We start from the raw sequence: 25,147 nt of genomic DNA, 5'->3' as shown, positions 1-25,147 counted from the left end.
ACTCCCAGTCCGCCCCTCAGCCCGCCAGCAAGCCCTGCCAGCGCAGCAGCGCCAGCAGGCCGCTGATGCTGAAGAAGGCCAGCACCGTGGCCGCCACCAGGGCAGCGGCGCAGCGCTGCTGGAGGCCGAAGCGCTGGCCGAGGATGGGGTAGATGCTCATCATCGGCGCGCCGGCGAACAGCAGCCCGGCCACCATCAGCTGCGGCTCCACCCCGGGCAGCAGGAGGAATGCCAGCAGCAGCGCCAGTGGATGCAGGACCAGCTTGCCCAATGCGGTCTGCAGCAAGTCGCCGCCCATGCCGCCCAGTTTCAGCCCGTACAGGCTGCCGCCGATGACGAACAGCGCCACCGGCGCCGAGGCGTCGGCGAGCATGTCCACCACTTTGAGCGGCACGGCCGGCAGGCGGATCTGTAGCAGCGACAGCAGCAGGCCGGCTGCAATGGCGATGATCAGCGGGTTGCGCGCCAGGCGCAGGCCGGTCTCGCGCAGCAGCGCCCAGCCGCTGCTGCCGCGCTGCGTGCCGGCTTCGGCCAGGGCCAGTGCCAGCGGAATCAGCAGCAGGTTCTCCACCAGCATGCCGAGGGCCATGGCCACCGCCGCGGTCTGGCCGAGCACCATCACCGCGATCGGATAGCCGATGAAACCGCTGTTGGACACCGACATACCCATGGCCAGGATGGCGCTGGCCGACTGGCCCTGGCCGCGCAGCCAGCGCGCCACCGCATAGCCGCCGGCGAACAGGCTCAGCGAGGCCAGCGCGTAGGCGGCCAGGTACGGCCAGTCGAGCACCTCGTCGAGGCGCCGTTCGACCAGCGCGCGCAGCACCAGCGCCGGCAGGGCGAAATTGATCACGAAGGCGCCCAGGCCACGGATCTGCTCGCGGTTGACCAGGGCGAAGCGCGCCGAGACGAAGCCCAGGCCGATGAGGATGAAGATCGGCGCGGTGATCCCCAGTACCCTCAGCATGCCGGGCGCTCCGGGACTTCCACGCGCAGTTGCGCCAGACGCGAATGGGTTCGGGCGAAGTCGAGGTGGCCGACGCCGGCGCACAGCGCCGCCAGGCTGGCCTCGCCCTGCAGCCAGAGCTCGACGCCAGCGTCGTAGGCGATATCGACGAAGTTGACCAGGCGCTGCTGCTCGTCCGCCGAGCAGCGCCCGAGCTGCGGCAACTCGCCGACGGCGATACGGGTGAAACGCCGGCACAACTCCAGGTAGTCGGCGCTGGCCAGCGGCTGCCGGCACAACGCGGCGAAATCCAGCCACAGGCCGCATCCGTCCGCGGCCCAGGCCGTCAGGCTGCGCCGCCCCAGCGCTACCTGCTGCGGCGCCGCGCACGTGCCCAGGTGCTTGCCGAGCAAGCCGGCCGGCCCTTGCAGATAGCGCCCCCAGTACCGCGCACTCAATGAGCGGTAATCGGCGCCCGCGTCCACCTGCAGCACCAGGCAGCGACGCTGCAGCACTTCGGCGAAAGGCTTGAAGCGACTGTGGTAGAGCGGGTTCGGGCACAGCGCCGGCGGCGCGTAGTTGGAGCTCAGCAGCAGGATGCAGTCGCGCTCGAACAGCGGCTGCAGCAGGCGGCCGAGCAGGATCGCATCGCCGATGTCGTGCACGTGGAACTCATCGACAAACAGCAGCCGCGCCTCGGCCGCCAGCTCGTCGGCCACCCGCGCCAGCGGATCGGCCCGGCCGGCGTGCGCCAGCAGGCGTTGCTGCACGTCCGGCAGCAGCGCGTGCACATGTACGCGGCGTTTCGACACGAACGGGGCGGCCTGAAACAGGGCGTCGAGCAGCAGGCTCTTGCCGCGTCCGACGCCGCCCCACAGGTAGGCGCCGGCCGGCGCGGCGCGGCGCCAGGCGGACGGCCGCAGGCGCACCTGCAGCCAGTCGCCCAGGCGCACGAGCATGCGCGCCTGGGCATCGTCCAGTTGCAGGCCGCGCGCCTCGATCAGGCGAGCGGCCTGCGTAGCCAACTCAGAAGTCAAAGAACACGGTCTCGCCTTCCCCCTGGATGCGGATATCGAAGCGGTAGGCCGGCTTGCCAGCAACTTCGCAACGCCTGGCGATCAAGGTCTCGCGCCGCTCGGGCTGCTCGATCAGGCCCAGCACCGGGTCCTTGGCGTTGGCCTCGGCCTCGTCCTCGAAGTACAGGCGGGTGTTGAGGTGGATGTTGATGCCACGGGCGAACAGCGCGACGTTGATGTGCGGCGCCATCGGCACCCCGGCGGCGTTGTGCACCACGCCGGGCTTGACCGTGTAGGCGGTCCACTCGCTGCCGGCGTCGAAGGTGGTGGCGGTACGGCCGAAACCGTTGAACGCCTTCTCCTGATCGTAAGCCTCGTCATAGCGGCCCTGGTGGTCGGCCTGCCAGAGTTCGAGGAAGGCATCGCGCACCAGGTGGCCGTTGCCGTCGTAGACGTGGCCGACCAGTACGATGTGCTCGCCGGGCGCATCGGGCTTGGCCAGCTGGTTCCAGATTTCCTGCTCGCGGGTCGGGTTGCCGGCCGCGGCCAGGGCCAGGCCGATGTGCACGTAGGGGCCGGCGGTCTGCGAGGGGGTTTCCGGCAGCAATTCAACAGGCATGGTCATCCTCCTATGAGCCTGCTCAGGATCTCGCGAGCTAGAGCCAGACAAGGCAAAAAGGGCTGAGGAAGCGGAGTTTACGAGTAGTAAATGAGCATTCCGAAGCCGTTTTTAACCCCGTATGGCCGACGCGCAGCAGATCCTGGGCGGCTCATCAGTTGTTTTCGAAATGGGTCTTCCGCTGGCCGCGCAGCACGATATCGAAGCGGTAGGCCAGGCAGTCCATGGGATTGGCGCTGCTCATGTCGAGCCTGGCGATCAGCGTCTGCACCGCGTCTGGGTTGGCGATCGACTTGACGATCGGGCACAGCGGAATCAACGGATCGCCCTCGAAATACAGCTGGGTGATCAGGCGGGTGGAAATCGACGGGCCGTTGAGCGAGAAGTGGATATGCGCCGGGCGCCAGTCGTTGGGGCCGTTGCGCCACGGATAGGGGCCGGGCTTGATGGTGCGGAAGCAGTAGCGACCTTCGCTGTCGGTCAGGGCACGGCCGACACCGCCGAAGTTGGGGTCGAGCGGCGCCAGGTAGCGGTCGTTCTTGTGCCGGTAGCGGCCGCCGGCGTTGGCCTGCCACATTTCCACCAGGGTATGCGGGACCGGCTTGCCGTACTGGTCCATCACCCGCCCGGCAACGATGATGCGCTCGCCCACCGGCAGGCCGCCGTGGTTGAAGTTGAGCAGCAGGTCGTTGTCGTGCTCGCCCAGCTTCAGGTGCGAGAAATCCGGCCCCGTGGTTTCCGAGATCGACTGCGGGATGCTCACCAGCGCCTGGCGCGGCGAGCGGGCGATGGAGGTCTTGTAGTCGGGGGTGAAGGCCTTCGGATGCCAGTTGCGGTCGCGAATGGCGAAGCGGCGGTTGTCCTCGGCAGGCATGATGCGCTCCTGTTGTGGCTATTGTGGAGTCGCCCCGCGGTGCGGACACCTCGGGGAAGTGAGCGCAGTCTCGGCCAAAGCCGGCCCGGTGAAAATTGAAAAGACGCGGCCAATCCATAACCAAATAGTTATGGAAAGACACCCTCGCGATAGGCCTCGGCCACCTCGCGCAGCGCCGCGCAGAACTGCTCGGCGGCCAGCGGCAGGGCCAGCGCGCCGTTGCGGCAGATGCCCACCGAACCACCCGGCTCCTGGATGCCCAGCTGCAGCTCGACCAGCTCGCCGCGCTGCAGGTCCAGGCACACCGCGTCCTGCGGCGCCACCCACAGCGCATCGCCGGACAGCACGTAGCGCCGGCTCAGCGCCGGCGACAGGGTTTCCAGGCGCTGCCGCGAAGGCGTCACCCCGCACTGCACGAACAGGCTGTCGGCATGCTTGCGGATGGTGGTGCCGGCGGTCGGCAGCACCAGCGGATAATCACCGAGACGGCCCAGCGCGGCGGCGCCTGCGCCCAGCAGCGGGTGGCCGGGGCGCACCACCAGGCACATGGACTCGCTGTACAGGTGCTCGAAGGTCAGGCCCTGGATGTCCGGGCTATCGGTCATGCGCCCGACCACCAGGTCCAGCTCGCCGACGCGCAACTGGCCGAGCAGGTACGCGCCCGGCCCGGTGGCGACGCTGACCACCAGCGCCGCCTGGTGCTGATGCAGGCGCCGCACCACCTCGGGAATCAGCAGGCTCTCGACGGTGGACAGCACGCCGACGCGCACCTGGCCGGCCTCGTGCTCGCCGCCGCGCAGGCTGTTCACCCCGTCGCGCAGCGCCTGCACGCAGGGCCCGGCGTAACGCATGAAGGCCACCCCGGCCGGGGTCAGGCTGACACCGCTCTTGCCGCGCTCGAACAGGCTGGCGGCGAGGATCTCCTCCAGCTCCTTGAGCGTCTTGGAGATCGCCGGCTGGCTCACCGCCAGGGCATCGGCGGCCTTGGCGAAACTGCGCTGGCGGGCGATCTCGAGAAAGCACAGCAGGTGGCGGAACTTGATGCGGGTGTCGATGTTCATCGCGTGGCACCGGGCTTGAATAGCGCGATCATGCCGCAAAGCGCCGGGCCAGCCCAGCGGCCCACGGCACCTTGGTCGCACTTGGCTGGCCGCCTGCTCAGAACTATGCTGCCCTCTTTTTGTGCGAGCCCGCGCCATGTCCCTGCCCGATCTGCTGCTGTTGGCCCTCGCCGGTTTCGCCGCCGGCGGTATGAACGCCCTGGCCGGTGGCGGCACCTTCTTCTCCTTCCCCGCCCTGCTCGCCGCCGGCCTGCCGCCGGTAACGGCGGGTGCCACCAACGCCGTGGCGCTGTGGCCGGCCAGCCTGGCCGGGGCCTGGGCCGCGCGCGCCTCGTTGCGCCCGCTGGGTCGCTACCTGATACCGCTGCTGCTGGCCGGGCTGGCCGGCGGCCTGCTCGGCGGTCTGTTGCTGCTGGGCGGCGGCGACGAGGTGTTCCGCGTGCTGATCCCCTGGCTGCTACTGGCGGCCACCGCGCTGTTCGCCGCCAGCCCCTGGCTGGGTCGCGCGCTCGCCGCGCGGCGCAAGGCCGCCGAGCATCCGCCGCACACGCCGCTGTCGCTCGGCGCACATGTCGGCGTGTCGATCTACGGCGGTTACTTCGGCGCCGGCATGGGCATCCTGCAGCTGGCCGCCTTCTCCATCGAGGGCCACGCCCTGGCCCGCGCCAACGCGCTGAAGAACCTGATCTCGGCGGTGATCTACAGCATCGCCACCCTCACCTTCATCATCGCCGGGCGGGTCAGCTGGTACGAGCTGGCCATCCTGCTCAGCGGCGCCACCCTTGGCGGCTACGCCGGCGGCGCGCTGGGCGAGAAGCTGCCGCCGGCGCTGCTGCGCGCCTTCGTCATCCTGGTCGGCAGCGGCATGACGCTGTATTACTTCTGGACCACCTATCTGGGATAAGCCCGGGAGCTCACGCGTTACCCGTATGCCACACAGTCCATGGCGGCAATGAACAGCGATTTCCACCCTACGACACGCTAGCTGGGATAAGGCGCAGGACCCAATCCCGGGCTACGCCTTCGGCTAACCCGCCTGCTGCCCCGCTGATTTGCCCGAGGGCCGCGGCTCTGCTAGTGTCGCGCCCGTTTCTACGCAGCCCGAGACCCGCCGCCATGGCCCGCAAGAAAGCCGCCCCCGACTTCGAACATTCCCTCGCCGAGTTGCAGGCGCTGGTCGAGCGCCTGGAAAGCGGCGAGCTGTCGCTGGAGGACTCGCTGACCGCCTTCGAGCAGGGCATCGGCCTGACCCGCGAATGTCAGGCCGCGCTGGCCCAGGCCGAGCAGAAGGTGCAGATCCTCCTGGAGCGCGACGGCGAGCTGGAGCAAGCGCCCTTCGACGCGGACCCGGCGGCATGATCGCGGCCTACCAGGCACGCTGCCAGGCGCGGGTCGACGCTGCCCTGGAACTGCTGTTCCAGCCGCCCCGCGCCGAGCTGCAGCGCCTGTACGAGGCGATGCGCTACAGCGTGATGAACGGCGGCAAGCGCGTACGCCCGCTGCTGGTCTATGCCGCCTGCGAGGCCCTGGACGGCGACCTCGACCGTGCCGACGGCGCCGCCTGCGCGGTGGAGCTGATCCATGCCTATTCGCTGGTGCACGACGACCTGCCGGCGATGGACGACGACGACCTGCGCCGCGGCCAGCCGACCACCCACAAGGCCTTCGACGAGGCCTGCGCGATCCTCGCCGGCGACGGCCTGCAGAGCCTGGCCTTCGAAGTGCTCGCCGACCGCCGGCGCAACCCGCAGGACGCCGAGACCCGCCTGCAGATGCTCAGCGCCCTGAGCGCCGCCGCCGGCCCGGCCGGGATGGTCGGCGGCCAGGCCATCGACCTCGGCTCGGTGGGCCTGCCGCTCGACCAGAGTGCCCTGGAGACCATGCACCGGCACAAGACCGGCGCGCTGATCGAGGCCAGCGTGCTGCTCGGCGCCCTGGCCAGCGGCAACGCCGACGAAATCGGCCTCAAGGCGCTGCAGCAATACGCCCGCGCCATCGGCCTGGCCTTCCAGGTGCAGGACGACATCCTCGACGTGGAGAGCGACACCGCCACCCTGGGCAAGACCCAGGGCAAGGACGAGGCCAACCACAAGCCCACCTACCCCGCCCTGCTCGGCCTCGACGCGGCCAAGGCCTACGCCCTGGAACTGCGCGACCAGGCCCTGCACCAGCTGCGCCCCTTCGGCAGCCAGGCCGAGCCGCTGCGCGCGCTGGCGCGCTATATAGTCGAGCGGCGCAGCTGAGCGCCAGCACCTGCGCCCATAACGCCATGCTCGCCAGTTGAAGCGGGCCGTACCCGCCGTTCGAGGCGGGCCGCCGAACCCACCACTCAGCGGACGTCCGCGGCCTTCACCGGGGCGTGGCAATCCTGCAGTGTCAGCCCGCCGCCGCGCATGAACCGCTGCAGCTCGGGCAGGACCTGACGCGCCTTGGGGTGGATGTCGTGGAACAGCACGATACCCTTGCGCCAGAGCAGCATCAGGGTGATCAGGCGATCCTGCATCGCCGCCGGCTGCAGCTTGGCGTTCCAGTCCTGCGAATCGATGTTCCACAACACCACACGCCCACCCCGGGCCTGCACATAGGCCACCAACTCCGGGTTGCGCTGCCCATAGGGCGGGCGAAACCACAGGCCCATGGCAGGCTCGGCCGGCCGGACCTGCTCAATCAACTGACGGGTTCGCTCCAGCGAATCCTGCCAGTGCTCCAGCTTCTGGTGCGCGACATGGCGATAGCCGTGCGACGCCAGGCACTGCCCCGCATAGAGCGGCGCCAGGCTCGGTAGCGGCTGCTTCGCCGCCCGGCGCCGCAGGTTTTCCCCCAGCACGAAGAAGAACGCGCCGATCCCCTCGCCCTGCAACCACTGCTGCAGGCGTTCGGTTTCCCGATTGGCCGACGGCCCGTCGTCGAACGTCAGGACGAACTGGCGGTCCTGCAGTTCGTCCCCGCTCAGCTCGCGCTCGTCCAGCCGGTCGATCTCGCTGGTAATGGCGGGAAATAGCGCCGCCAGGCGCACCTGCTCGTACAGGTAGGTGGCGTGGAAGCGCTCCGCCGCCGCCTGCCAGCGCACATCGGCAGGCGCCGCTACAGGCTGCGTGGAGGCTGCGACGAGCGCCGTCCAGTCCTCGGCCGCAGCACCGGCCGCGCGGTAGTTGGCCAACAGCCGCTGGCGGGTCTGCTCCAGCCAGCGTTGCACGGAGGCCAGGTTCGGCGCCTTCACGCCGGTGAAACCGCTCAGCGCGTCGCGGCCATCCAGCGGCGTGCGCTGCAGAACCCGCACGAAGGCCAGGATCTCCTGGCGCGAAGCGGCATCGAAACGCGCCGGGCTGTCGATGGCCTCGGGCCAGAGGCTACGGTCATAGCTGGCGACGCGTTCCGGCCCGGCGGCCCAGGCGCCGAGCGAAAGGCTCAGGCACAGCAGCCCGAGCCCACGGCCGAAGGCCTTGATCGAGGCGCTCATGCTCAGCGCCCCAGCCGTTCGTGCATGCGCGCGATGGCATTGTCGTAGACCTTGTTTTCCTTGTTGCTCTTGGCCCAGATGAAGTTCTGCAGCGCCTGCTCGTACTGATGCTGCGCCTCGAAGATGCGCGCGATGTTGTAGTAGGAACTGGCCAGGACGGTCGCCCGCGAGTCTCCCCGCGCCAGCGCGATGGCCTGGCGGTTGGCCCACACCGCATCGGCCAGCTTGTTCTGCCGCTGGAACGCCAGCCCCAGGTTGCTGTAGGCCTGGGCATAGGTCGGATCGTTCTTCAGCGCCTCGCGGTAGTAGAACACCGCATCGTCGTAATTCTTCGCGTGATAGAGCTGCTCGCCCTGGCGGTTCTGCTCCAGCGCCAGCTTGGCCGTGCGGCGGATGTCGTGCGCCCTGGCGATCGGTGCGAGCAGCTCGTCGCCGCTGTACAGCTCGATTTCGGCGAGACCGTTGGCGCCGGCGCCCGCCGCCTCCAGCACCACCTGAAAGCGCGAGACCTCGACGGCCTCGGGCAGCTGGAACACCTGGCGCCGCTTGCCAGCATCGAGATCGTAGAAGCGCTTGGCGTCGTCGTTGATCAGCACGCCGACCTGCTGCAGGGAGCTGCCTTCGGGGAGGGTCAGGGCGAAACTGTCCACGCGCATCGGGGTGGTGAAGTTGAGCGCGGCCCACTCGCCGACGCCGCTGCCGGAGAGGCCTTCGGCCCAGGCACTGGCCGGGTTGCCGTCGACCAGGTTGTGCGGCGCGAAGCGGCTGTCGATGCCGCGACCGGCATCGGCGCGCGAGGATGCCGCGACCCAGCTCGGCGCCTGGTACTGCGACACGCCACGCCCTTCGGCCACGCCCATGACCTCGACTTGCAGGGCGCGCCAGGTATTGTCGAAATCCGGACGGCTGGTGCGCAGCGTCAGCCGGTAGTTGCTCGCGGAACCACCGGCGATCTGCTCGATGATGCGCTTGAACTGCCCGGAATCCTTGTCATAGAAACTGCCGGAGCGGCTGTCGGCCATCCAGCGATATTCGTCCAGGTTCGGCCCGACCACGTTGAGTACCGCATCCAGCTTGGCCAGATCCTGCAGCACGTCGTTCGCCGTAAGCGAGGTAACGCCGTTGGCACTGTGGAAGGGGGCGTCGGTGATCAGGACGAAAATCTTGCGCCGGCCGGCATCGTGGCTGAACGAGGTCGCTGCATAGCGCAGCGCATCCAGCGCGTTCTCCGGCTCGTCGCCGCCGCCGTCGGCCTGCAGCGCGGCGACCGATTGCTTGAATGCCTCGGCCGAGCGGGTGAAATCGACCCGACTGTTGAGGGCATCGCCGAAGGAAACCAGCGCGAAGCGGTAATCGAACCCCGACGCCTGCACGATGCTGGCGAACTCCAGGGTGCGCTGGATCAGCCCGTCGATCTCCTCGGACATGCTGCCGGTATCGTCGAAGACGAAGACGAAGTCGACACCCCGCTTGTCCGTCGAACCCGGCGCAACGCTCTCCACGCTGAGCAACTCGCTCGCCTTGAGATCCTCGGACACCCCGAAATTCGCCGCGCTCAGGCCGGCTATGGGCACCCCGGTCCTGGCATCACGCACGTTGACATCGACGCTGATCAGCGGGAAGCGGCTGGCAACGGGCTGGATCAGAATCTCGGCTTTATTGGCGGCCTGAACGTCGCTGGCGAGCAGGCACAGGGTAAACGCAGAGGCAATTGCAGAACGTTGAAACATGACGGCTCCTTGTCGAAAAAAGTCCTTGGCCATCCCGATGCCGGGCAGCGGCGGCAATTCTCGATGCCGCCGCCCATCGCTGGCAAGCGCAGTCTTGTCGCCGCAGGGTCGGTCCCGAGCAAACTGCCAAACAGGCCCCAGCGGCGTTGACGCGATAGTGCATTGGGCTGTTATCCATGCATCAGGTAAACTGCCGCATCTTTTTACGCCTATAACGATTCGCCTGATGCCGACCACTTTCCACGAGATCCCCCGCGAGCGCCCGCATACGCCCCTGTTGGACCGCGCCAACACGCCGGACGAGTTGCGCCGCCTGGCCGAAGCGGACCTGGAAACCCTCGCCGACGAGCTGCGCCAGTACCTGCTGTACAGCGTCGGCCAGAGCGGCGGCCACTTCGGCGCCGGCCTCGGCGTGATCGAGCTGACCATCGCCCTGCACTACGTCTTCGATACCCCCGACGACCGCCTGGTGTGGGACGTCGGCCACCAGGCCTACCCGCACAAGATCCTCACCGGCCGCCGCGAGCGCATGGGCACGCTGCGCCAGAAGGACGGCCTGGCCGCCTTCCCGCGCCGCAGCGAGAGCGAGTACGACACCTTCGGCGTCGGCCACTCCAGCACCAGCATCGGCGCGGCGCTGGGCATGGCCATCGCCGCGCGCCTGCTGGGCGAGAAGCGCAAGAGCGTGGCGGTGATCGGCGACGGCGCGCTGACCGCCGGCATGGCCTTCGAGGCGCTCAACCACGCCAGCGACGTCAACGCCGACATGCTGGTGATCCTCAACGACAACGACATGTCGATCTCCAAGAACGTCGGCGGCCTGTCCAACTACCTGGCCAAGATCATCTCCAGCCGCACCTACGCCAGCATGCGCGAGGGCAGCAAGAAGATCCTCTCGCGCCTGCCCGGCGCCTGGGAGATCGCGCGCAAGGTCGAGGAACACGCCAAGGGCATGCTGGTGCCCGGCACCCTGTTCGAGGAGCTGGGCTGGAACTACGTCGGCCCCATCGACGGCCACGACCTGCCGACCCTGCTCGCCACCCTGCGCAATATGCGCGACCTGGAGGGCCCGCAGTTCCTCCACGTGGTGACCAAGAAGGGCAAGGGTTTCGCCCCGGCCGAGGCCGACCCCATTGGCTACCACGCCATCACCAAGCTGGAGCCGGTCACGCCCGACACCGCGCCGAAGAAACCATCAGGCCCGAAATACTCCAACGTGTTCGGCCAGTGGCTGTGCGATATGGCCGCGGCAGACAACCGCCTGGTCGGCATCACCCCGGCGATGAAGGAAGGCTCGGACCTGGTGGCCTTCGCCGAGCGCTTCCCGTCACGCTACTTCGACGTCGCCATCGCCGAGCAGCACGCGGTGACCCTGGCCGCCGGCATGGCCTGCGACGGTATCAAGCCGGTGGTGGCGATCTACTCGACCTTCCTCCAGCGCGCCTACGACCAGCTGATCCACGACGTCGCGGTGCAGAACCTCGACGTGCTGTTCGCCATCGACCGCGCCGGCCTGGTCGGCGAGGACGGCCCGACCCACGCCGGCAGCTTCGATATCTCCTACCTGCGCTGCATCCCCGGCATGCTGGTGATGACCCCGAGCGACGAGAATGAACTGCGCCGCATGCTCAGCACCGGCTACCTGTTCGACGGCCCGGCGGCGGTGCGCTACCCGCGCGGCAGCGGCCCCAACGTCGCCATCGAGCCCGGCCTCGAGCCGCTGGAAATCGGCAAGGCAGTGGTGCGCCGCCAGGGCCGGGGCGTCGCCCTGCTGGCCTTCGGCGTGCAGCTGGCCGAGGCGCTGCGCGTCGGCGAGGAGCTGGACGCCACGGTGGTCGACATGCGCTTCGTCAAACCCCTGGACGAAGCCCTGCTGCGCGAGCTGGCCGGCAGCCACCGGCTGCTGGTGAGCATCGAGGAGAACGCGGTGATGGGCGGCGCCGGCAGCGCGGTCGGCGAGTTCCTCGCCCGCGAGAACCTGCGGGCGCCGCTGCTGCAGCTGGGCCTGCCCGACTACTACGTCGAGCACGCCAAGCCGGCGCAGATGCTCGCCGAGTGCGGCCTCGACCAGGCCGGCATCGCCGCCGCGGTGCGCGCGCGCCTGACCCTGCTGGGTGAATGAGTACCGCTCATCCGTAGCTGAGCCAGGCTTGCTTGAATTTCACTGTGCCGCGCACTAGGGTGCGCGGCATTTCATGTTCCGTCAGGGTGCGCCGCATGCGGCGTTAAACGGGAAGTCGGTGCGAAGCCGACGCTGCCCCCGCAACGGTAATCGACTGCAGGCCGCCGCCTGCACCTTGTCCACGGCCACTGGGAATTCCCGGGAAGGCGGACCGGGGTCGACAGCCCGGAGACCGGCCCCGACGGTGCGACTGGTGTTGCGGAGGGCAGCACCGTCAAGCGCCGCCCTGCGCGCTTGCCCCTGCCCTCCTCGAATGTCTGCCGACCTTTGAGGAATAACCCTGATGAAACCGTCCCGTCTGGCCCTGGCCATCGCCGTCATGCCGAGCCTGGCCCTGGCTGCCGAGCCCTATGCGGCATCGCCACTATTGATCACCTCCGGCCGCCTGCTCGAACCACAAACCCAGGCCACCGCCGCCACCAGCGTTTTCGAACGAAGCGATATCGAGCGCCTGCAGGTCAGCAGCGTGCCGGATCTGCTCAGCCGCGTGCCGGGGGTCTCCATCGTGCAGAACGGCGGCCGCGGCAGCCTGACCAGCCTGTTCCTGCGCGGCGCCAACGCCAACCAGACCCTGGTGCTGGTCGATGGCGTGCGCCTGAATGCCGCCGCCAGCGGTCTGGCCCGCCTGGAGTTCCTCAGCCCGGAACAGATCGAGCGCATCGAGGTGGTACGCGGTCCGCGCTCGGCGCTGTACGGCGCCGACGCCATCGGCGGGGTCATCCAGATCTTCACGCGCCAGGGCGAAGCAGGCCTGCAGCCACGCCTGCGCCTGGCCGCCGGCAGCCAGCAAACCTTCGAGCGCAGCCTGGGGCTGTCCGGCGGCGACCAGCGCACCCGCTTCGACCTGGGCGCCAGCCTGACCGAACGCACCGGCTTCGACCGCTCGCAGGATGCCCGCGGCTACGATGGCGACCACGATGGTCTGCGGCGCAAGGCCTTCAACCTGAACCTGGAACATCGTTTCAACGAGCGCCTGAAGGGTGGCCTGAGCCTGCTCGATCAGCGTGGCGAGAGCGAATACGACGACCTGTTCAGCTTCGCGCCGGGCAATCCCAGCGAACGCTTCAGCGTCTCTTCCGCCTCGGCCCATCTCGAGGCGCAGCTCGCCGAGCGCTGGAGCAGCCGCCTGGAGCTCGGCCACAGCGAGGACAAGAGCGACAATCGCGACCCGCTGAACAGCTTCAACAACTACCTGTTCAATACCTACCGCGACAGCGCCGCCTGGCTCAATACCCTGCGCCTGGACGATGCCCAGCAGCTGCTGCTCGGTCTCGACTGGTCCGAGGACCGCCTGAACACGGACAGCGACTTCAGCCGGACCGAGCGCTGGAACCAGGCCGCCTTCGTCCAGCACCGCTACCGCGGCGACGGCTTCGCCACCGAACTGGGCCTGCGCCATGACGACAACCAGCAGTTCGGCAGCGAGAACACCTGGAACGCCGCGCTGAGCCTGGACCTGGCCGAGCGCCTGGAGCTGCTGCTGAGCTATGGCGAAGGCTTCCACGCCCCCACCTTCAACGATCTGTACTTCCCCACCAGCGCCTACTATGGCGGCAATCCGGACCTGGCCCCCGAGCGTTCGAAGACCTACGAGGCGCAGCTGCGTGGCGATCACCTGGACACCCGCTGGAGCCTGTCGGCCTACCGTACCGAGGTGGAGGACCTGATCACCGTGGTGAGCGACCCGGTGACCTTCTTCAGCACCCCGATGAACGTCAACCAGGCGCGCCTGCAGGGGCTGGAACTGAGCCTCGAACGCGACGTGCTGGGCTGGCAGGCCGCTCTCGGCGCCAGCCTGCTCGACCCTCGCGATCGCGACACCGGCCATACCCTGCCACGCCGCACCAAGCGCAGCCTGAGCCTGGATCTGGATCGCCAGTTCGGCGCCTTCGCCGCCGGCATGAGCTGGCAGGCCTTCTCCGGGCGCTACGACGATGCCGCCAACAGCCGCGAGATCGCCGGCTACGGTCTGCTTGGCGCACGGGCGAGCTGGCGGATGAACGAGGAGCTGCTGTGGCAGTTCAAGGTCGACAACCTGCTGGACAAGGACTATTCCCAGGCCCTGTACAGCCGGCCGAACGACGCGTTCTTCAGCAGCGTGAGCTATTACGGCTACCGCGAGGAAGGCCGTAGCGCCCTGCTCTCCCTGAGCTGGACGCCCCGGCTGTAGCCCTTACAGACGGAACTGGCCGACCTGGCCGGCCAGGTCGTCGGCCAGGCGGCGCAGGGTCTGGCAGTCCTCGCGGCAGGCGCGCACCTCGCCGGCGGTGGCATGCGCCAGGTCGGCGATGCCCTGCACGTTGCGGTTGATCTCCTCGGTCACCGAACTCTGTTCCTCGGTGGCCGCCGCCACCTGGGTGTTCATGTCGCTGATCGCCTCCACCTGCTCGGTGATGGCGCCGAGCGACTGGCCTGTGCGCTGGCTGGCCTCGACCCCGGTGCCGGTGGCCGCCTGGCCGGCGTGCATGGAGCTGACCGCCGTCTCGGCGCCCTGCTTGAGACGCTGGATCATCTGCTGGATCTCGTCGGTGGAGGCCTGGGTGCGGCTGGCCAGGGTACGCACCTCGTCGGCCACCACGGCGAAGCCGCGGCCCATCTCGCCCGCTCGCGCCGCCTCGATGGCGGCGTTGAGCGCCAGCAGGTTGGTCTGCTCGGAGATGCCGCGGATCACCGCCAGCACCTGGTCGATGGAGGCCACCTGCTCGGCCAGCTCACTCACCGCCTCGGCGGCGCCACCGATATCGGCGGACATCCGCTCGATATGGGCGATGGACTGGCCCACCACCTGGCGCGCCTGCTGCGCCTCGTCGCGCGCGCTGTGCGAGGACTGCGCTGCGCTGCTGGCGTTGCGCGCGATCTCCTGCACGGTCAGGCCCATCTCGTGCACGGCGGTGGCCACCATGTCGGTCATTTCCTGCTGCTGGCCGGCGCGCCCGGCGGTGTTCTCCACCACCTGGGCGACCTGGCCGACCGCGCCGCGCAGGCGCTCGCTGGTGGCCAGCACCTCGCCGATCAGCTCGCGCTGGCTGGCCAGGAAGCGATTGAAACCGCGCGCCAGGTCGCCCAGCTCGTCGCCGCGCGACTCGTCGAGACGGCGGGTCAGGTCGCCGCCACCGCCGCCGATATCCACCAGCGCCGCGGTGACCTGGCGGATCGGCCGCACCAGCCCGCGCGCCAGCAGCACCACCAGGCCGAGGAACAGCAGCGCCACGGCCAGGCCGATCAGGCTGCTCATCAGCAGCGCCCGGCGCGCCTCGGCGTAGATTTCCGCCTCCGGCACCTCGCTGACCAGCAGCCAGTCGAGGCTGGCGAACTTCTGCGCCACCGCCAGGTAGGCCTCGCCGTCGCGCTCGAAGCGCACCGCCCGGCCATCGCCGAGCAGCGCCTGCTGCGCCGCCTCGGCGCCGAACAGCTGCTCCAATTGGCCGCTGCCGCTGAGTTCGGAGTGCGGGTGGACCTTGACCCCGCCCTTGCCGTCGACCAGGAACACCTGGCCCTGCTCGCCGAAGCGGAACTCGCTGATCATCTTCGACATGTCCCCCAGGTCGTAGCCCAGGCCGGACACGCCGATGGTCTTGCCATCGCGCTCGATCCGCTGGTTGATGAACAACGTCGGCTGCCGCGTGCCCTTGTCGATGTCGATCTCCAGCACGCGGTCGCGATCACCGTCGACCAGGCGATAGAACCACTGGTTCTCCGCCTGGCTGCGATCGAGGGTACGCATCAGCCCTTCGCCGGTGGTGTAGTTGCCGCTGGCCAGGGCGACGATCGAGGTGGTCATCGCGTTCTGCTGGGCGCGCACGCCCTCCAGGTAGCGGGCGAACTCATCGCGCCGCGCCTCGTCCTCGCCGGCGGCCAGCCAGTCCTGTACCAGGCTGTTTTCGGCGATCGAGGCGTTGGCGGTGATCGGCGCGGTCAGCACCCGCTCCAGGTCGTTGCGAATCGCCTGCACCCGCGCCGGCAGCGCCTCTTCGACCAGATAGCGCTCGGTCAGGCGATTGACCACCGCCGAATAGATGCCGACCACGATCAGAATGCTGGCCAGCAGGGCCGCCCCCATGCTGAGGATCAACTGCCACTGGATACTGCGTTGCCATAGGCGCATAGGGCTCTCCGGAAGTTGGCCAAACACATTGCATACAAATATGTACACAATATTACAGGCAAGTTTATTCGAAAACCCTATCGGCGCCTCGACAAAAGACATGAGGAAAAACCGCCCTCTTCGGACGTGCGGTCGCCGGTGCCCCGTTCAGGGCGGTCGATCCCGTTCGGCCTGCCGCTCGTCGGCAAACCAGCGCCGAAGGTGAGCGGCGGGTGCGCTGCCGTATAGAGCGCCAGCTCTGCCGCCGGCAGCTCGGCACAGAACAGCGACAGCAGGCAGGGCATCCAGGCAGACATCGCTCGCCACTCCCCAGCTGCGACCGACTCAGTCCAGCCAGCGCAGCGATGACGCCCTACCCGCCGGCTCAGTCGAGCACATCGAACTGCACGCGAGCGGTTTGCCCAGCCTCGTCGAGCACGCTGAGCTGGTAACGCCCGGCGCGCTCGAAAGCCTGGTCGAAGGATTGCCCGGCGGCGCCTTCCGCCAACGGGGCGCCATCGAGGAACCACCAGCGCCGCCCGCTGCCGCCGAGCGTCGCCAGGCTCAGCCTGAGCGGTTCGCGGCTTGCCAGCGGACGCCGCAGGCTGTCGCCCTCGCGCACCCCGACGATGGTCAGGGGCGCAACGGCCGGCGCCTGCAACGGCGGGCAGCCCGGATCGCTGGCCGGCAGGCGTGCGCTGCGTCGCTCGCGGCGCGGCAGCCAGGGCTCCAGCGGCGCCGGCCAGAGCGCCAGCTCACGCGGCTCGGCGCCGGGGCAGCCGGGCGCCACGCGGCGGCCCTGGCCGTCGACCCAGAACCTCTCACGCAGGCCGCTGCCCAGCGGCTGGTCGGCGGCCAGCAGGGTAGGCGGCGTGGTGCCGGCCAGGGTCCAGGCGAAGCGCAGGCGCCGGCAGTTGGGATCGTCGCGGCGCATCGGTTGGCCCAGCGGCCAACAGATGGCGGCGACGCCGACCTCGGCCGGCTGCGCGTCGACCGGCGCGGCGATGCCACGCTGGCTGTCGCGCCCCACCAGCAGATCGTGCACCTGCAACAGCAGCGGCGCCGCCGAGGCCAGGCCGAACTGGCCGGGCACCGGGGTGCCGTCCGGGCGGCCGATCCAGATGCCGACCAGATGGCGCGGGCCGACACCAATGGCCCAGGCATCGCGAAAGCCGTAGCTGGTGCCGGTCTTCCAGGCCAGCGTCGGCCGTTGCACGAGCTGCGCGCGCGGGTCGCGGTCCGGGCGCGCCTGGCCGCTGAGGATGCGGCGGATGATCCAGGCCGCGCCGGGCGACAGCAGGCGCCGCTCGCGCAGTTCATCGTCCGGCTGCAGGCGCGGCCGCGCCGCCAGGCCGCCGCGGGCGAAGGCGCTGTAGCCAGCCACGAGCGACTCCAGGCGGCTGCCACCGCCGCCGAGGATCAGCGCCAGGTTCGGCTCGGCCAATGCCGGCAGGCGAAGCGGTACGCCGGCGCCGCGCAGCTCGCCGGCGAAACGCTTCGGGCCGTAGGCTTCCAGCAACTGCACCGCCGGCAGGTTGAGCGAGGTGGCCAGCGCCTCGCTGGCCGACACCGGGCCGCTGAAGCCGACGGCGAAGTTGCCGGGACGGTAGTCGCCGTAATGCCGCGGCACGTCCTGCAGCAGCGACTCGGAATGGATCAGCCCGGCGTCCAGGGCCATGCCGTAGAGGAAGGGTTTCAACGTCGAGCCGGGCGAACGCAGCGCGCGCACCATGTCGACGTGGCCGAAGCGCGCGGCATCGCCGATATCCACCGAGCCCAGGTAGGCGCGCACCGCCATGCTCTGATGCTCGACCACCAGGATCGCCGCCGAGGTGCGCTCGGGCAGGCGCGCGCGCCAGCCCAGCAGCAGGTCCTCCAGACGCAATTGCAGGGCGGCGTCCAGCGTGGTGTGGATCAGCGGCGGGCTGCCGGGCCGATTCAGCCGCCGCGCCAGCAAGGGCGCCAGGCTCGGCTCGCGGCGCGGGGCGAGGAATACCGGCTCCTCCAGCGCCTCCTCGATCTGCGCGGCGGGCCACACGCGGAACTCGGCCAGGCGCCTTAGCACCTTGTCCCGCGCCGCCCGGGCGCGCTCGGGGTGGCGATCCGGACGCAGCCGGCTGGGCGCCTGCGGCAGCACCGCGAGCAAGGCGGCCTCGGCGCGGGTCATCTGGCTCGGCGGCTTGCCCAGGTAGCTCCAGCTGGCCGCCGCCACGCCCTGCAGGGTACCGCCGAAGGGCGCGCGATTGAGGTACAGGGCGAGTATCTCGTCCTTGGACAGGTGCCATTCCAGTTGCGCGGTGCGCCAGAGCTGCTTGAGCTTGCCCGGCAGATTCCGCCCATGCGGGTCGAGCAGGCGCGCCACCTGCATCGACAGCGTGCTGCCGCCGGATACCACGCGCCCGCCGGAGAGGTTCTGCCAGGCGGCGCGAGCCAGGGCCAGCGGGTTGACCCCGGGGTGCTGGCGGAACCAGCGGTCCTCGTAAGTCAGCAGCGCGTCGAGGTAATAGGGCGAGACCTGGTCCGGGGTCACCGGGTAGCGCCACACGCCGTCGCGGTCGGCGAAACGCCACAACGGCGTACCGTCCTCGGCCAGCACCACACGGGCCAGATCGTCTTCGGGCAATGGCAGCGGGCACAGGCGGTCGGCTAGCCAGAGCAGACTCAGCCCAACTATCAGCGCACCAGCGCACTGCCGCCAGCGCCGCCCCCCAGAGGCTTCAGCTGCGCGCCAACAAGCAGGCATCGCAAAAAGACGTTTTATTGACACAAACAATGACCACCCGTCTGATCACCACACATTCGACATATTTTTGACTCCTAGAGGTTTTACATGCCATTACGGGGCCACTAGACCTAAATCTGAACACTGCTTCGTTGAGCTGACAGTACCTGCCAAGCGGTGTTTACGGGCATCGAGTTCAACCTCCCAGCCTTCTCCGGCGCCAGGCGCTTGACGGTGCGATGCCAACCTTCTATCTCAACGAAAGGACATTGGTTATGCGCATCGACGAACCTGGCGATGAATTATTGCCCACTGCTGTACGGCAGGTATTGCCATCTCAGTCGCTTGGTACCGCAGTACCGGGCAAATCCCTCCGCCGCTTTGCCGCTGCGCCTTCGGCCGTCCTGGTATCGCTGGCAGTGCTCGGCCTCAGCCCGCAGGCGCTGGGGGATCACGACGTCGCCCATGTCGTGGACAATCTCAAAGGCGGCCTGGGCGCACTGGAGCGGCGAGTCTGGGATTGCGAGAACGGCGTCAATGGTAAATGCCCGGGGACCAAGGGGGATAAGGGGGATACTGGTCCACAGGGACCGCAGGGCGAAACGGGTCCGCAGGGCGCTCAGGGCGAGACCGGACCACAGGGCCCGCAGGGCGAGACCGGGCCACAGGGCCCACAGGGCGAAACGGGTCCGCAGGGCGCTCAGGGCGAGACCGGGCCACAGGGCCCGCAGGGCGAAACGGGTCCGCAGGGAGCTCAGGGCGACATAGGCCCCGCTGGAGTAGCAGGTCCGCAGGGCGATACCGGCCTGACCGCCTGGGAGCGCAAAACCGAAACCTGCACACAGAACACAACCGCCATTACCTGCACGGCGACCTGCAGCGAGGGCAAGCGGGTGCTGGGCGGCGGGGCGAGCTATTCCTCGGCTCAGACCTGGCAGACCGTTCTGAGCTACCCGCCAACCGACTCGAGCTGGACGGCATCGCTGGTCAAGACAACAGGGGGCGGGTCAGCGGCCCAGATCACCGTAACCACCTACGCCTTGTGCGCCTCTACCAACTAAGCAGATCCGGGAGGTTAGTGATGAACTTCTATTCGATTCCCGCCTGGACGGTGACGGCCATGCTGCTGTCCAGTCCTGCGCTGGCCGGCCACTGCGACGCCGAGGTAGCCGAGGCGCAGGCCGCCGCCAACTATGCACCCTACCTTCAACCCAGTGTGGAGGAGGTGGTGGGTGTGCTCTTCCAAAGCGCGCTCGAGGCCTGCCGGCTGGAGGAAATCCAGATGGCCAGTGCCGAGTTCGACTCGCCGATGCTGGCGCCGGACTATGTTTCGGTAGGCCAGTCCATGCTGATCAATATCGTCGAGATGATCGGCGCCAAGTGACGGCTGTACGGGGCAAGGCCAGCAGGCCTTGCCCCGTTTTGCCATAAGCCAGTCCTGCAGCCCGGATGCAATCCGGGGCCGCTCTACCGCTCTCTCACCACCATCCCCCCCGGCGCACTGCCCAGCGCATGCCAGCTCGGCCGGTACATCGACTCCACCTGCGGTGGCGGTACCCGGTAACTGCCCGGAGTGACCGCACGGGCCAGGTAGAGCAGATGGGTGGTGCCGTAGCCGTCCACATCCAGCGCCGCCACATAGCGGTCGCCGCGGTATTCCTGGTGCTTGATCCGCGCGTTCTGCATCGCCTGGCGCCATTCCTTGACCTGGCTGCCGGCGTCGTCGAGGCTCGCCGCGCTCTGCGCCAGGTTCTGGTTTTCCAGCTCCAGGCCGGCGGGCAGCAGGTCCACCACCAGGGCGTCGGGCACGCGCTGCTTGGCGCGCACCGCCAGGTGCACCAGCACCAGTTCGCCGCTTTCCAGGCGCTCAAGGTCCAGCGGGCGGCCGTCAATGCCCAGATATTCGCGCTCGATGCTGAGGTTCTCGCCACCGGCCGCCGGCACCTGGCTCGGATAACCGGACAGGGTCAGTTGCTGGTACAGCTTGGCGCTGCCGGCGTTGCTGACGGTCAAGGGCTCGGCCAGTTCGGCGCGCTCAAGCTTGATGCCCGGCTGCCGGTCGCTCAGCTGGAACTGGAAGGCGCCGCTGGCCAGTTGCGCACTCCACGGCTGTTCCGGCTTGCCGAGCAGGCCGCGACCGGCGAGGAACAGCGCGTTGCGCTCCTGGGTCGACAACCAGCGCTGGCCGGCCAGCTCGTCGGCCAGGTCGAACAGGCGCTGCTCGCGCTGGCCGGCGGCCAGGTCGTGTTCCTCCAGCAAGGCGAGGATCAGCGCCTGGTCGCGCAGCGCGCTGCCGTAGTCGGCCATCCAGCGCTCGCCGTCGCGCGCCTGGATCAGGCCCTGGGCCAGCGCCTGCTCACCGCGCGGCGCGTCGCCCATCAGCTTGAGCGCGGCGGCCAACTGCACCAGCGGCAGGCCGGAACGCGCCTCGCCGCGCCGCTCGTACAGGCTGCGCAGCGCGCCCAGCGGCGCCTGCTGGCTGCGCGCCAGGACGTAGCCGGCGTAGGCCTGCACGGCGAAGCGGGTGTGGGCGAAGTCCTCGCTGTAGCCGGCCTCGATCAGGCTGCTCTGCTGCAGGTAGCGCAGCAGGCGGTCGCTGGCCTTCTTCAGCGCCTCGGCCGGCACACCGAAGCCCTGCTCGCGGGCGCGCAGGAGAAAATCGGTGACATAGGCGGTGAGCCAGTACTCCTCCTCGCTCTCGGCGCTCCACAGACCGAAGCCGCCGCTGTGGCGCTGCATGCCGAGCAGGCGCTCGATGCCCAGCTCGATGCTCCTGCGCCGCTGCTCGTCCGGCTCGCCTGCCAGGCCGAGGCGCTGGAGGCTGGCGGCATCGGCATAGAGCGAGGGGTACAGGCCGCTGGTGGTCTGCTCCAGGCAACCATAGGGATAGGCCTTGAGAGCGCGGATCTGCTCGCCGAGGTTCAGCGGCGGCCGACTCGACAGCGCCAGCACGGCCTCCAGCCCGGCAGGCTCGAACTGGTTCAGGCTGCCGGCCGGCAGGCTCCAGGGCTCGCCCTCGCCCAGTACTGCGCGAAAATGCTGCAGCTGCGCCGGATAGGCCGGGCGGATGCCCAGGGTCCACTCGCGACTGAAGTCGCCGAGTTCCTCGCCCGGCAGCGCCAGGCCCTGCACCTCGACATGGATGCGGCCCTGGCCCAGGCCGCCCTCGGCGCGCACCGGGATACGCAGGGTCATGCGCTGGCCGTCGGCCAGCTGGATCGGTGCCTCGCCGCGCTGCAGCAGACGCAGTTGGCCCTCCACGTCCACGCGCACATCGAGTTGCTGCTCGGCGCCGGAGAGGTTGGTCAGATCCAGCGCCAGGCTGGTTTCGTCGCCGCCGGCGAGAAAGCGCGGCATCGACAGCTCGGCGATCAGCGGCGCGGCAACCAGCGTCTTGGCCTCGGCCATGCCGAAGCGCTCGTCGCTCCAGGCCTGCGCCATCAGGCGCAGCTCGCCGTTGAAGTCGGGGATATCCAGGCTGACTTCGCCCTCGCCCTGCGCGTCGAGCGGCAACGCCTCGCTCTGCAGGGCGACGATCAGCACGCTGGTGTCGGGGCGCTTGCCGCCGGCGGCGAGGCCCGCGTCGCCGCCGAAGGCCAGGCTGGCGACGCGCCCCTGCCCTTCGATCAACTGCCCGTAGACGTCCAGCTGATCGGCGCCGTAAGCCTTGCGCCCGAAGAAGCTGGCGAAGGGATCGGGGGTGGCGTAATCGGTGATGTTGAGGATGCCGACATCCACCGCGGCGACCAGCACCCGCACCCGCTCGGGGATGCTGCCGTCGGCGTTGCGCGCGCTGACCTTGACCGTCAGCGGCTGCTTGGGCCGCATCTTTTCCGGCGCCTCGAGGCTCACCGCCAGCTGGCGCGGCGCACGCTGCAGCGGCAGATGCAGCAGGCCGACGGCGCGCTTGGGGGTGACCCGCGCACCGCGCTCGCCTGGGCGGATCACCAGGGCGCTGAGGTACAGGTCGTGGCGCGCCCATTTCGCGTCGATGGGCAGCTCGAAGGTCTTGCCGGCGGCCGGCACGCTGATTTCCTGCCACCACAGCGGCCCCTCGCTGGATTCGACCAGCAGGTAGCCGCTGCCGGCTGCCGGCGGGGTGACGGTGATCTGCGCCACATCGCCCGCCGCGTAGGCCGGCTTGTCCAGCGCCAGCTTGACCTGGTCGGGACGCACCGCGCCGCCCTCGGCGTTGTCCTGCCAGCGGTAGCCGGCCCAGAAGCGCAGGCTGCTGAGCAGGCCGGTGCGGTTGTCCACCAGCTCGACCCGGTAGGGGCCCCACTCCACCGGGAAGCTGACCTTGGCGGTGCCGCCGGCCTCGATGCTCAGCGGCTCCTCGCTGAGGGTGAGGAATTTCTCGTTGAAGTTGTGCCGCCAGCCCTCACCGTCGGAGAAGCTCCAGAAGTAGTCGCGGCGCTCGCGCACCAGGCGCACGCTCAGGTCGTCGGCGGCCAGCTTGTTGCCGGCGGCATCGGCCACCAGCAGCTCGAACTCGGCCAGGCTGTCGGCATCCACCTCCTCGCCGTCGAACAGCCCGCGCAGCCCCGGCAGACGCTCGGCCGGCCATACTGGCTGGACGATGCGCCGGGTGATCGGCCGACCGCCGGATTCCTGCAGGCTGGCCTGGAGGATCAGGCGCAGCGGCGATTTGGCCTCGCCCCAGCGGTTTTCCGGGCGCAGCACGGCGCGGCCCTGGTCATCGAGACTGATCTCGTCGAGTTCCTGATCCTGAGTCAGATCGGCCTCGGTGACGTCGCCGAACTGATAGCCCGGCAGGCTCGCCACCGCCTCGCGCAGCGGCCGCACGTAGAGCTGGCCGGTCAGGCGGTTGCCGGCGGCCGGCGCGCCGTAGAGGTAGCGGCCGGTCACGGCGAACTCGGGATTGTCGCCCGGCGCATAGGGCTGCTCGCGGCCCTTGAGTTCGAGGGCCAGGCGTTCGGGGAGGAAGTCCTCGACGAGAAACTCGTACAGCTGCGGGCTGCCGTCGCCGAGGTCGAGCAGCAGCTGCCAGCGCCCGGTGGGCGCCTCCTCGGCCAGCTGCAGCTGGTACTGGTAGAGGCCGCCCTCGTCCGCCGTCCAGACGAACTTGCGGCTGATCTGCTCGTCCGGCCGGCGCACCTCGACGCTCACCGGCTGGGCCTTGACCGGTTTGCCGTCGGCGTCGCGCAGCAGGGCATTGAGCAGCACCGTCTCGCCGGGGCGATAGAGGTCGCGCGGGCCGAACACGAACAGCTGCAGCGGATGCGCCTTGGGCCCGGCGATATCGAATTCGGCCAGGTCCAGCGCCGGTGCATTGAGGCGCAGCAGGCTGGTCTGCTCGCCCTGCTTGGCCAGCAGCAACTGGGCCTTGGCCGGCAGCGGCAACTGGGCGTGGCCGGCGGCGTCGGTCTTGCCCTCGGCGAGCAGCGCGCCGTCGCCGTCGAGCAGTTCGAGCTGCACCCCGGCCTGCGCCTTGCCACCTTCCAGGGCCTGGGTGAAGACGTCGAGACGGTCGCGGTAGCGGTGCGCGGACAGGCCGATGTCGCTCAGGGAAAACAGCGTCGCCGGCTGCGAATAGCTGTAGCTGCCGGCCTCGCGCATCACCGCCAGGTACACCCCGGGCTGCTTGAACGGCTCCAGGCCGGCGATCGGCAGCAGCAGGGTCTCGCGCGTGTTGCGCGCCGGGTTGAGGTCGAAACGCCCGCCGTAGACCAGCTCGGCCATCGGCAGCAATTGCTGCGCCTCCCAGGTGTCGAGGTTGCTGCTGCGCCCCCAGCGGGCGAGGAAGCCCGGCAGCGCCTCGGGCTTGATGCGGAAGAACTCGACATTGACCTTGTCGACGTTCAGCGCGATCACCGGCAGGCCCTCGGCCAGGCGGGTCGGCAGCAGCGAGCCGCGGCTGGCGAAACCGACGCTGGCCTGCAGGTCGCGGGTCTCGAGGCGGCTGACGTGCTCGGCGGCAAGCTTGGCGCCGTTGATGCCGCGCAGGCCGGCATCGATGGTCAGCACCAGCTTGCGCTTGGGCTCCAGGTGGCGCAGGCGCAGTTCGCTCAGGTTTTCGGACAGTTCCCAGGCGCCGTCGACCTTGCCGTCCTTGCTGTCGACCAGGTGCAGGCGCTCGGCGAAGGGCTGGTCGGGATCGAGCGGCACGGAGAAGGTCACCGACAGCGCGCTGGCGCCGTCCAGTTGCACCTCGGACACGTCGACCACCTCCAGTTCGCGGCCGGCATGGCGCGCGGCCAGCGCGGCGCGATCCACCGCCGGCTGCGGCGGGCGCTGCTGCTCGGCCGCGGGCGCGGTGCTGGTGACGGTGGCGGGGTCCTGGGATGAATCGCAGGCGCTGAGCAGGCTCAGGGCGAGGGCCAGAAGCAGTCCTTTGTTCGGCATTGCGGGCTCCGGTATAGGGGGGCGCAGAGAACCCCAACTATAGCCGAGCGCCTACCCAGGGAGGAGGCGCGGCGGCGAAAGCGCCAA

At 69.2% G+C, this 25,147-nt stretch carries 18 protein-coding genes, 1 pseudogene and 1 riboswitch; of the genes and pseudogenes, 7 read left to right on the top strand and 12 right to left on the bottom strand.

Annotated features, from left to right (window positions below; all coding sequences use genetic code 11):
• Positions 1 to 16 precede the first annotated feature (16 nt).
• The 5 genes from ACUTAF_RS01255 to pcaQ all read right to left on the bottom strand — a co-directional run bounded on the left by ACUTAF_RS01255 (position 17) and on the right by pcaQ (position 4,516).
• Positions 17 to 967 carry an AEC family transporter gene (locus ACUTAF_RS01255; protein WP_445578265.1) on the bottom strand — a complete coding sequence of 317 codons (951 nt, stop codon included), beginning with the start codon at positions 965 to 967 and terminating at the stop codon, positions 17 to 19.
• Entirely contained in the window at positions 961 to 1,971 is a 1,011-nt protein-coding gene (gene zapE, locus ACUTAF_RS01250; RefSeq protein WP_445578264.1) for a cell division protein ZapE, read from the bottom strand. Before zapE ends, ACUTAF_RS01255 begins: the two co-directional genes overlap by 7 nt.
• A gap of 1 nt (position 1,972) precedes the next feature.
• A complete protein-coding gene (pcaG, locus tag ACUTAF_RS01245; RefSeq protein ID WP_445578263.1) occupies positions 1,973 to 2,581 on the bottom strand; it encodes a protocatechuate 3,4-dioxygenase subunit alpha in 609 nt (202 codons plus the stop codon).
• Between the two features lie 154 nt (positions 2,582 to 2,735).
• The gene (gene pcaH, locus ACUTAF_RS01240) at positions 2,736 to 3,455 is read right to left on the bottom strand and encodes a protocatechuate 3,4-dioxygenase subunit beta (RefSeq protein ID WP_445578262.1); all 720 of its coding nucleotides are present in this window, start codon (positions 3,453 to 3,455) and stop codon (positions 2,736 to 2,738) included.
• Positions 3,456 to 3,583: 128 nt separating this feature from the next.
• Positions 3,584 to 4,516: a pca operon transcription factor PcaQ gene (gene pcaQ / locus ACUTAF_RS01235; protein ID WP_445578261.1), complete on the bottom strand. Its 933-nt coding sequence runs from the start codon at positions 4,514 to 4,516 to the stop codon at positions 3,584 to 3,586.
• Positions 4,517 to 4,652: 136 nt separating this feature from the next.
• Between pcaQ and ACUTAF_RS01230 the strand changes: the two genes are divergently transcribed.
• From ACUTAF_RS01230 to ACUTAF_RS01220, 3 genes are all read left to right on the top strand, one after another.
• On the top strand, positions 4,653 to 5,420 hold the full coding sequence (locus tag ACUTAF_RS01230; protein ID WP_445578260.1) for a sulfite exporter TauE/SafE family protein: 768 nt from the start codon (positions 4,653 to 4,655) through the stop codon (positions 5,418 to 5,420).
• A gap of 212 nt (positions 5,421 to 5,632) precedes the next feature.
• Positions 5,633 to 5,875 (top strand): exodeoxyribonuclease VII small subunit, encoded by a 243-nt coding sequence (locus tag ACUTAF_RS01225; RefSeq protein WP_445578259.1) that lies wholly within the window; start codon positions 5,633 to 5,635, stop codon positions 5,873 to 5,875.
• Complete coding sequence (locus ACUTAF_RS01220) at positions 5,872 to 6,759, top strand: polyprenyl synthetase family protein (protein ID WP_445578258.1); 888 nt, start codon at positions 5,872 to 5,874, stop codon at positions 6,757 to 6,759. Before ACUTAF_RS01225 ends, ACUTAF_RS01220 begins: the two co-directional genes overlap by 4 nt.
• An 86-nt stretch (positions 6,760 to 6,845) precedes the next feature.
• On the opposite strand, the gene ACUTAF_RS01215 is transcribed toward ACUTAF_RS01220, so the two are convergent.
• Positions 6,846 to 7,976, bottom strand: coding sequence for a polysaccharide deacetylase family protein (locus ACUTAF_RS01215; RefSeq protein ID WP_445578257.1), 1,131 nt, complete (start codon positions 7,974 to 7,976; stop codon positions 6,846 to 6,848).
• A gap of 2 nt (positions 7,977 to 7,978) precedes the next feature.
• Positions 7,979 to 9,706 carry a VWA domain-containing protein gene (locus tag ACUTAF_RS01210; protein WP_445578256.1) on the bottom strand — a complete coding sequence of 576 codons (1,728 nt, stop codon included), beginning with the start codon at positions 9,704 to 9,706 and terminating at the stop codon, positions 7,979 to 7,981.
• Between the two features lie 226 nt (positions 9,707 to 9,932).
• Here ACUTAF_RS01210 and dxs point away from each other — a divergent pair, with 226 nt between their 5' ends.
• Positions 9,933 to 11,828, top strand: a complete 1,896-nt coding sequence (gene dxs / locus ACUTAF_RS01205) for a 1-deoxy-D-xylulose-5-phosphate synthase (RefSeq protein WP_445578255.1) — start codon at positions 9,933 to 9,935, stop codon at positions 11,826 to 11,828.
• Positions 11,829 to 11,895: 67 nt separating this feature from the next.
• Positions 11,896 to 12,083: riboswitch (cobalamin riboswitch) on the top strand.
• A gap of 88 nt (positions 12,084 to 12,171) precedes the next feature.
• The gene (locus tag ACUTAF_RS01200; protein WP_445578254.1) at positions 12,172 to 14,058 is read left to right on the top strand and encodes a TonB-dependent receptor domain-containing protein; all 1,887 of its coding nucleotides are present in this window, start codon (positions 12,172 to 12,174) and stop codon (positions 14,056 to 14,058) included.
• 3 nt (positions 14,059 to 14,061) lie between these two features.
• Here ACUTAF_RS01200 and ACUTAF_RS01195 read toward each other — a convergent pair whose 3' ends face one another.
• From ACUTAF_RS01195 to pbpC, 4 genes and pseudogenes are all read right to left on the bottom strand, one after another.
• On the bottom strand, positions 14,062 to 14,790 hold the full coding sequence (locus ACUTAF_RS01195; RefSeq protein ID WP_445582377.1) for a methyl-accepting chemotaxis protein: 729 nt from the start codon (positions 14,788 to 14,790) through the stop codon (positions 14,062 to 14,064).
• A 135-nt stretch (positions 14,791 to 14,925) separates the two neighbouring features.
• Positions 14,926 to 15,948, bottom strand: a pseudogene (locus tag ACUTAF_RS01190) (HAMP domain-containing protein); the annotation flags it as partial.
• Positions 15,949 to 16,070: 122 nt separating this feature from the next.
• On the bottom strand, positions 16,071 to 16,289 hold the full coding sequence (locus tag ACUTAF_RS01185; protein WP_445578253.1) for a hypothetical protein: 219 nt from the start codon (positions 16,287 to 16,289) through the stop codon (positions 16,071 to 16,073).
• A 68-nt stretch (positions 16,290 to 16,357) separates the two neighbouring features.
• Positions 16,358 to 18,715, bottom strand: a complete 2,358-nt coding sequence (gene pbpC / locus ACUTAF_RS01180; protein WP_445578252.1) for a peptidoglycan glycosyltransferase PbpC — start codon at positions 18,713 to 18,715, stop codon at positions 16,358 to 16,360.
• 218 nt (positions 18,716 to 18,933) lie between these two features.
• Between pbpC and ACUTAF_RS01175 the strand changes: the two genes are divergently transcribed.
• Both ACUTAF_RS01175 and ACUTAF_RS01170 read left to right on the top strand, forming a co-directional pair.
• Positions 18,934 to 19,755 carry a hypothetical protein gene (locus tag ACUTAF_RS01175; protein ID WP_445578251.1) on the top strand — a complete coding sequence of 274 codons (822 nt, stop codon included), beginning with the start codon at positions 18,934 to 18,936 and terminating at the stop codon, positions 19,753 to 19,755.
• Positions 19,756 to 19,775: 20 nt separating this feature from the next.
• On the top strand, positions 19,776 to 20,078 hold the full coding sequence (locus ACUTAF_RS01170; protein ID WP_445578250.1) for a hypothetical protein: 303 nt from the start codon (positions 19,776 to 19,778) through the stop codon (positions 20,076 to 20,078).
• A gap of 83 nt (positions 20,079 to 20,161) precedes the next feature.
• Here ACUTAF_RS01170 and ACUTAF_RS01165 read toward each other — a convergent pair whose 3' ends face one another.
• Positions 20,162 to 25,060 (bottom strand): alpha-2-macroglobulin family protein, encoded by a 4,899-nt coding sequence (locus ACUTAF_RS01165; protein WP_445578249.1) that lies wholly within the window; start codon positions 25,058 to 25,060, stop codon positions 20,162 to 20,164.
• Positions 25,061 to 25,147 lie beyond the last annotated feature (87 nt).

The organism is Pseudomonas sp. SP16.1, assembly GCF_052682975.1.
The sequence above is the reverse complement of the archived record's forward strand: the minus strand, read 5'-3'. Positions and strand labels throughout refer to the sequence as shown.

Excerpts from the sequence above, each read along its gene's own strand:
- ACUTAF_RS01200 (WP_445578254.1), top strand. The coding sequence starts at position 12,172 with ATGAAACCGTCCCGTCTGGCCCTGGCCATCGCCGTCATGCCGAGCCTG.
- ACUTAF_RS01175 (WP_445578251.1), top strand. The coding sequence starts at position 18,934 with ATGCCAACCTTCTATCTCAACGAAAGGACATTGGTTATGCGCATCGAC.
- pbpC (WP_445578252.1), bottom strand. The coding sequence starts at position 18,715 with ATGCCTGCTTGTTGGCGCGCAGCTGAAGCCTCTGGGGGGCGGCGCTGG.
- ACUTAF_RS01195 (WP_445582377.1), bottom strand. The coding sequence starts at position 14,790 with ATGGTGGCCACCGCCGTGCACGAGATGGGCCTGACCGTGCAGGAGATC.
- ACUTAF_RS01220 (WP_445578258.1), top strand. The coding sequence starts at position 5,872 with ATGATCGCGGCCTACCAGGCACGCTGCCAGGCGCGGGTCGACGCTGCC.
- ACUTAF_RS01215 (WP_445578257.1), bottom strand. The coding sequence starts at position 7,976 with ATGAGCGCCTCGATCAAGGCCTTCGGCCGTGGGCTCGGGCTGCTGTGC.
- pcaQ (WP_445578261.1), bottom strand. The coding sequence starts at position 4,516 with ATGAACATCGACACCCGCATCAAGTTCCGCCACCTGCTGTGCTTTCTC.
- ACUTAF_RS01255 (WP_445578265.1), bottom strand. The coding sequence starts at position 967 with ATGCTGAGGGTACTGGGGATCACCGCGCCGATCTTCATCCTCATCGGC.
- ACUTAF_RS01225 (WP_445578259.1), top strand. The coding sequence starts at position 5,633 with ATGGCCCGCAAGAAAGCCGCCCCCGACTTCGAACATTCCCTCGCCGAG.
- pcaG (WP_445578263.1), bottom strand. The coding sequence starts at position 2,581 with ATGCCTGTTGAATTGCTGCCGGAAACCCCCTCGCAGACCGCCGGCCCC.
- ACUTAF_RS01170 (WP_445578250.1), top strand. The coding sequence starts at position 19,776 with ATGAACTTCTATTCGATTCCCGCCTGGACGGTGACGGCCATGCTGCTG.
- ACUTAF_RS01185 (WP_445578253.1), bottom strand. The coding sequence starts at position 16,289 with ATGTCTGCCTGGATGCCCTGCCTGCTGTCGCTGTTCTGTGCCGAGCTG.
- ACUTAF_RS01210 (WP_445578256.1), bottom strand. The coding sequence starts at position 9,706 with ATGTTTCAACGTTCTGCAATTGCCTCTGCGTTTACCCTGTGCCTGCTC.
- dxs (WP_445578255.1), top strand. The coding sequence starts at position 9,933 with ATGCCGACCACTTTCCACGAGATCCCCCGCGAGCGCCCGCATACGCCC.
- ACUTAF_RS01230 (WP_445578260.1), top strand. The coding sequence starts at position 4,653 with ATGTCCCTGCCCGATCTGCTGCTGTTGGCCCTCGCCGGTTTCGCCGCC.
- pcaH (WP_445578262.1), bottom strand. The coding sequence starts at position 3,455 with ATGCCTGCCGAGGACAACCGCCGCTTCGCCATTCGCGACCGCAACTGG.
- ACUTAF_RS01165 (WP_445578249.1), bottom strand. The coding sequence starts at position 25,060 with ATGCCGAACAAAGGACTGCTTCTGGCCCTCGCCCTGAGCCTGCTCAGC.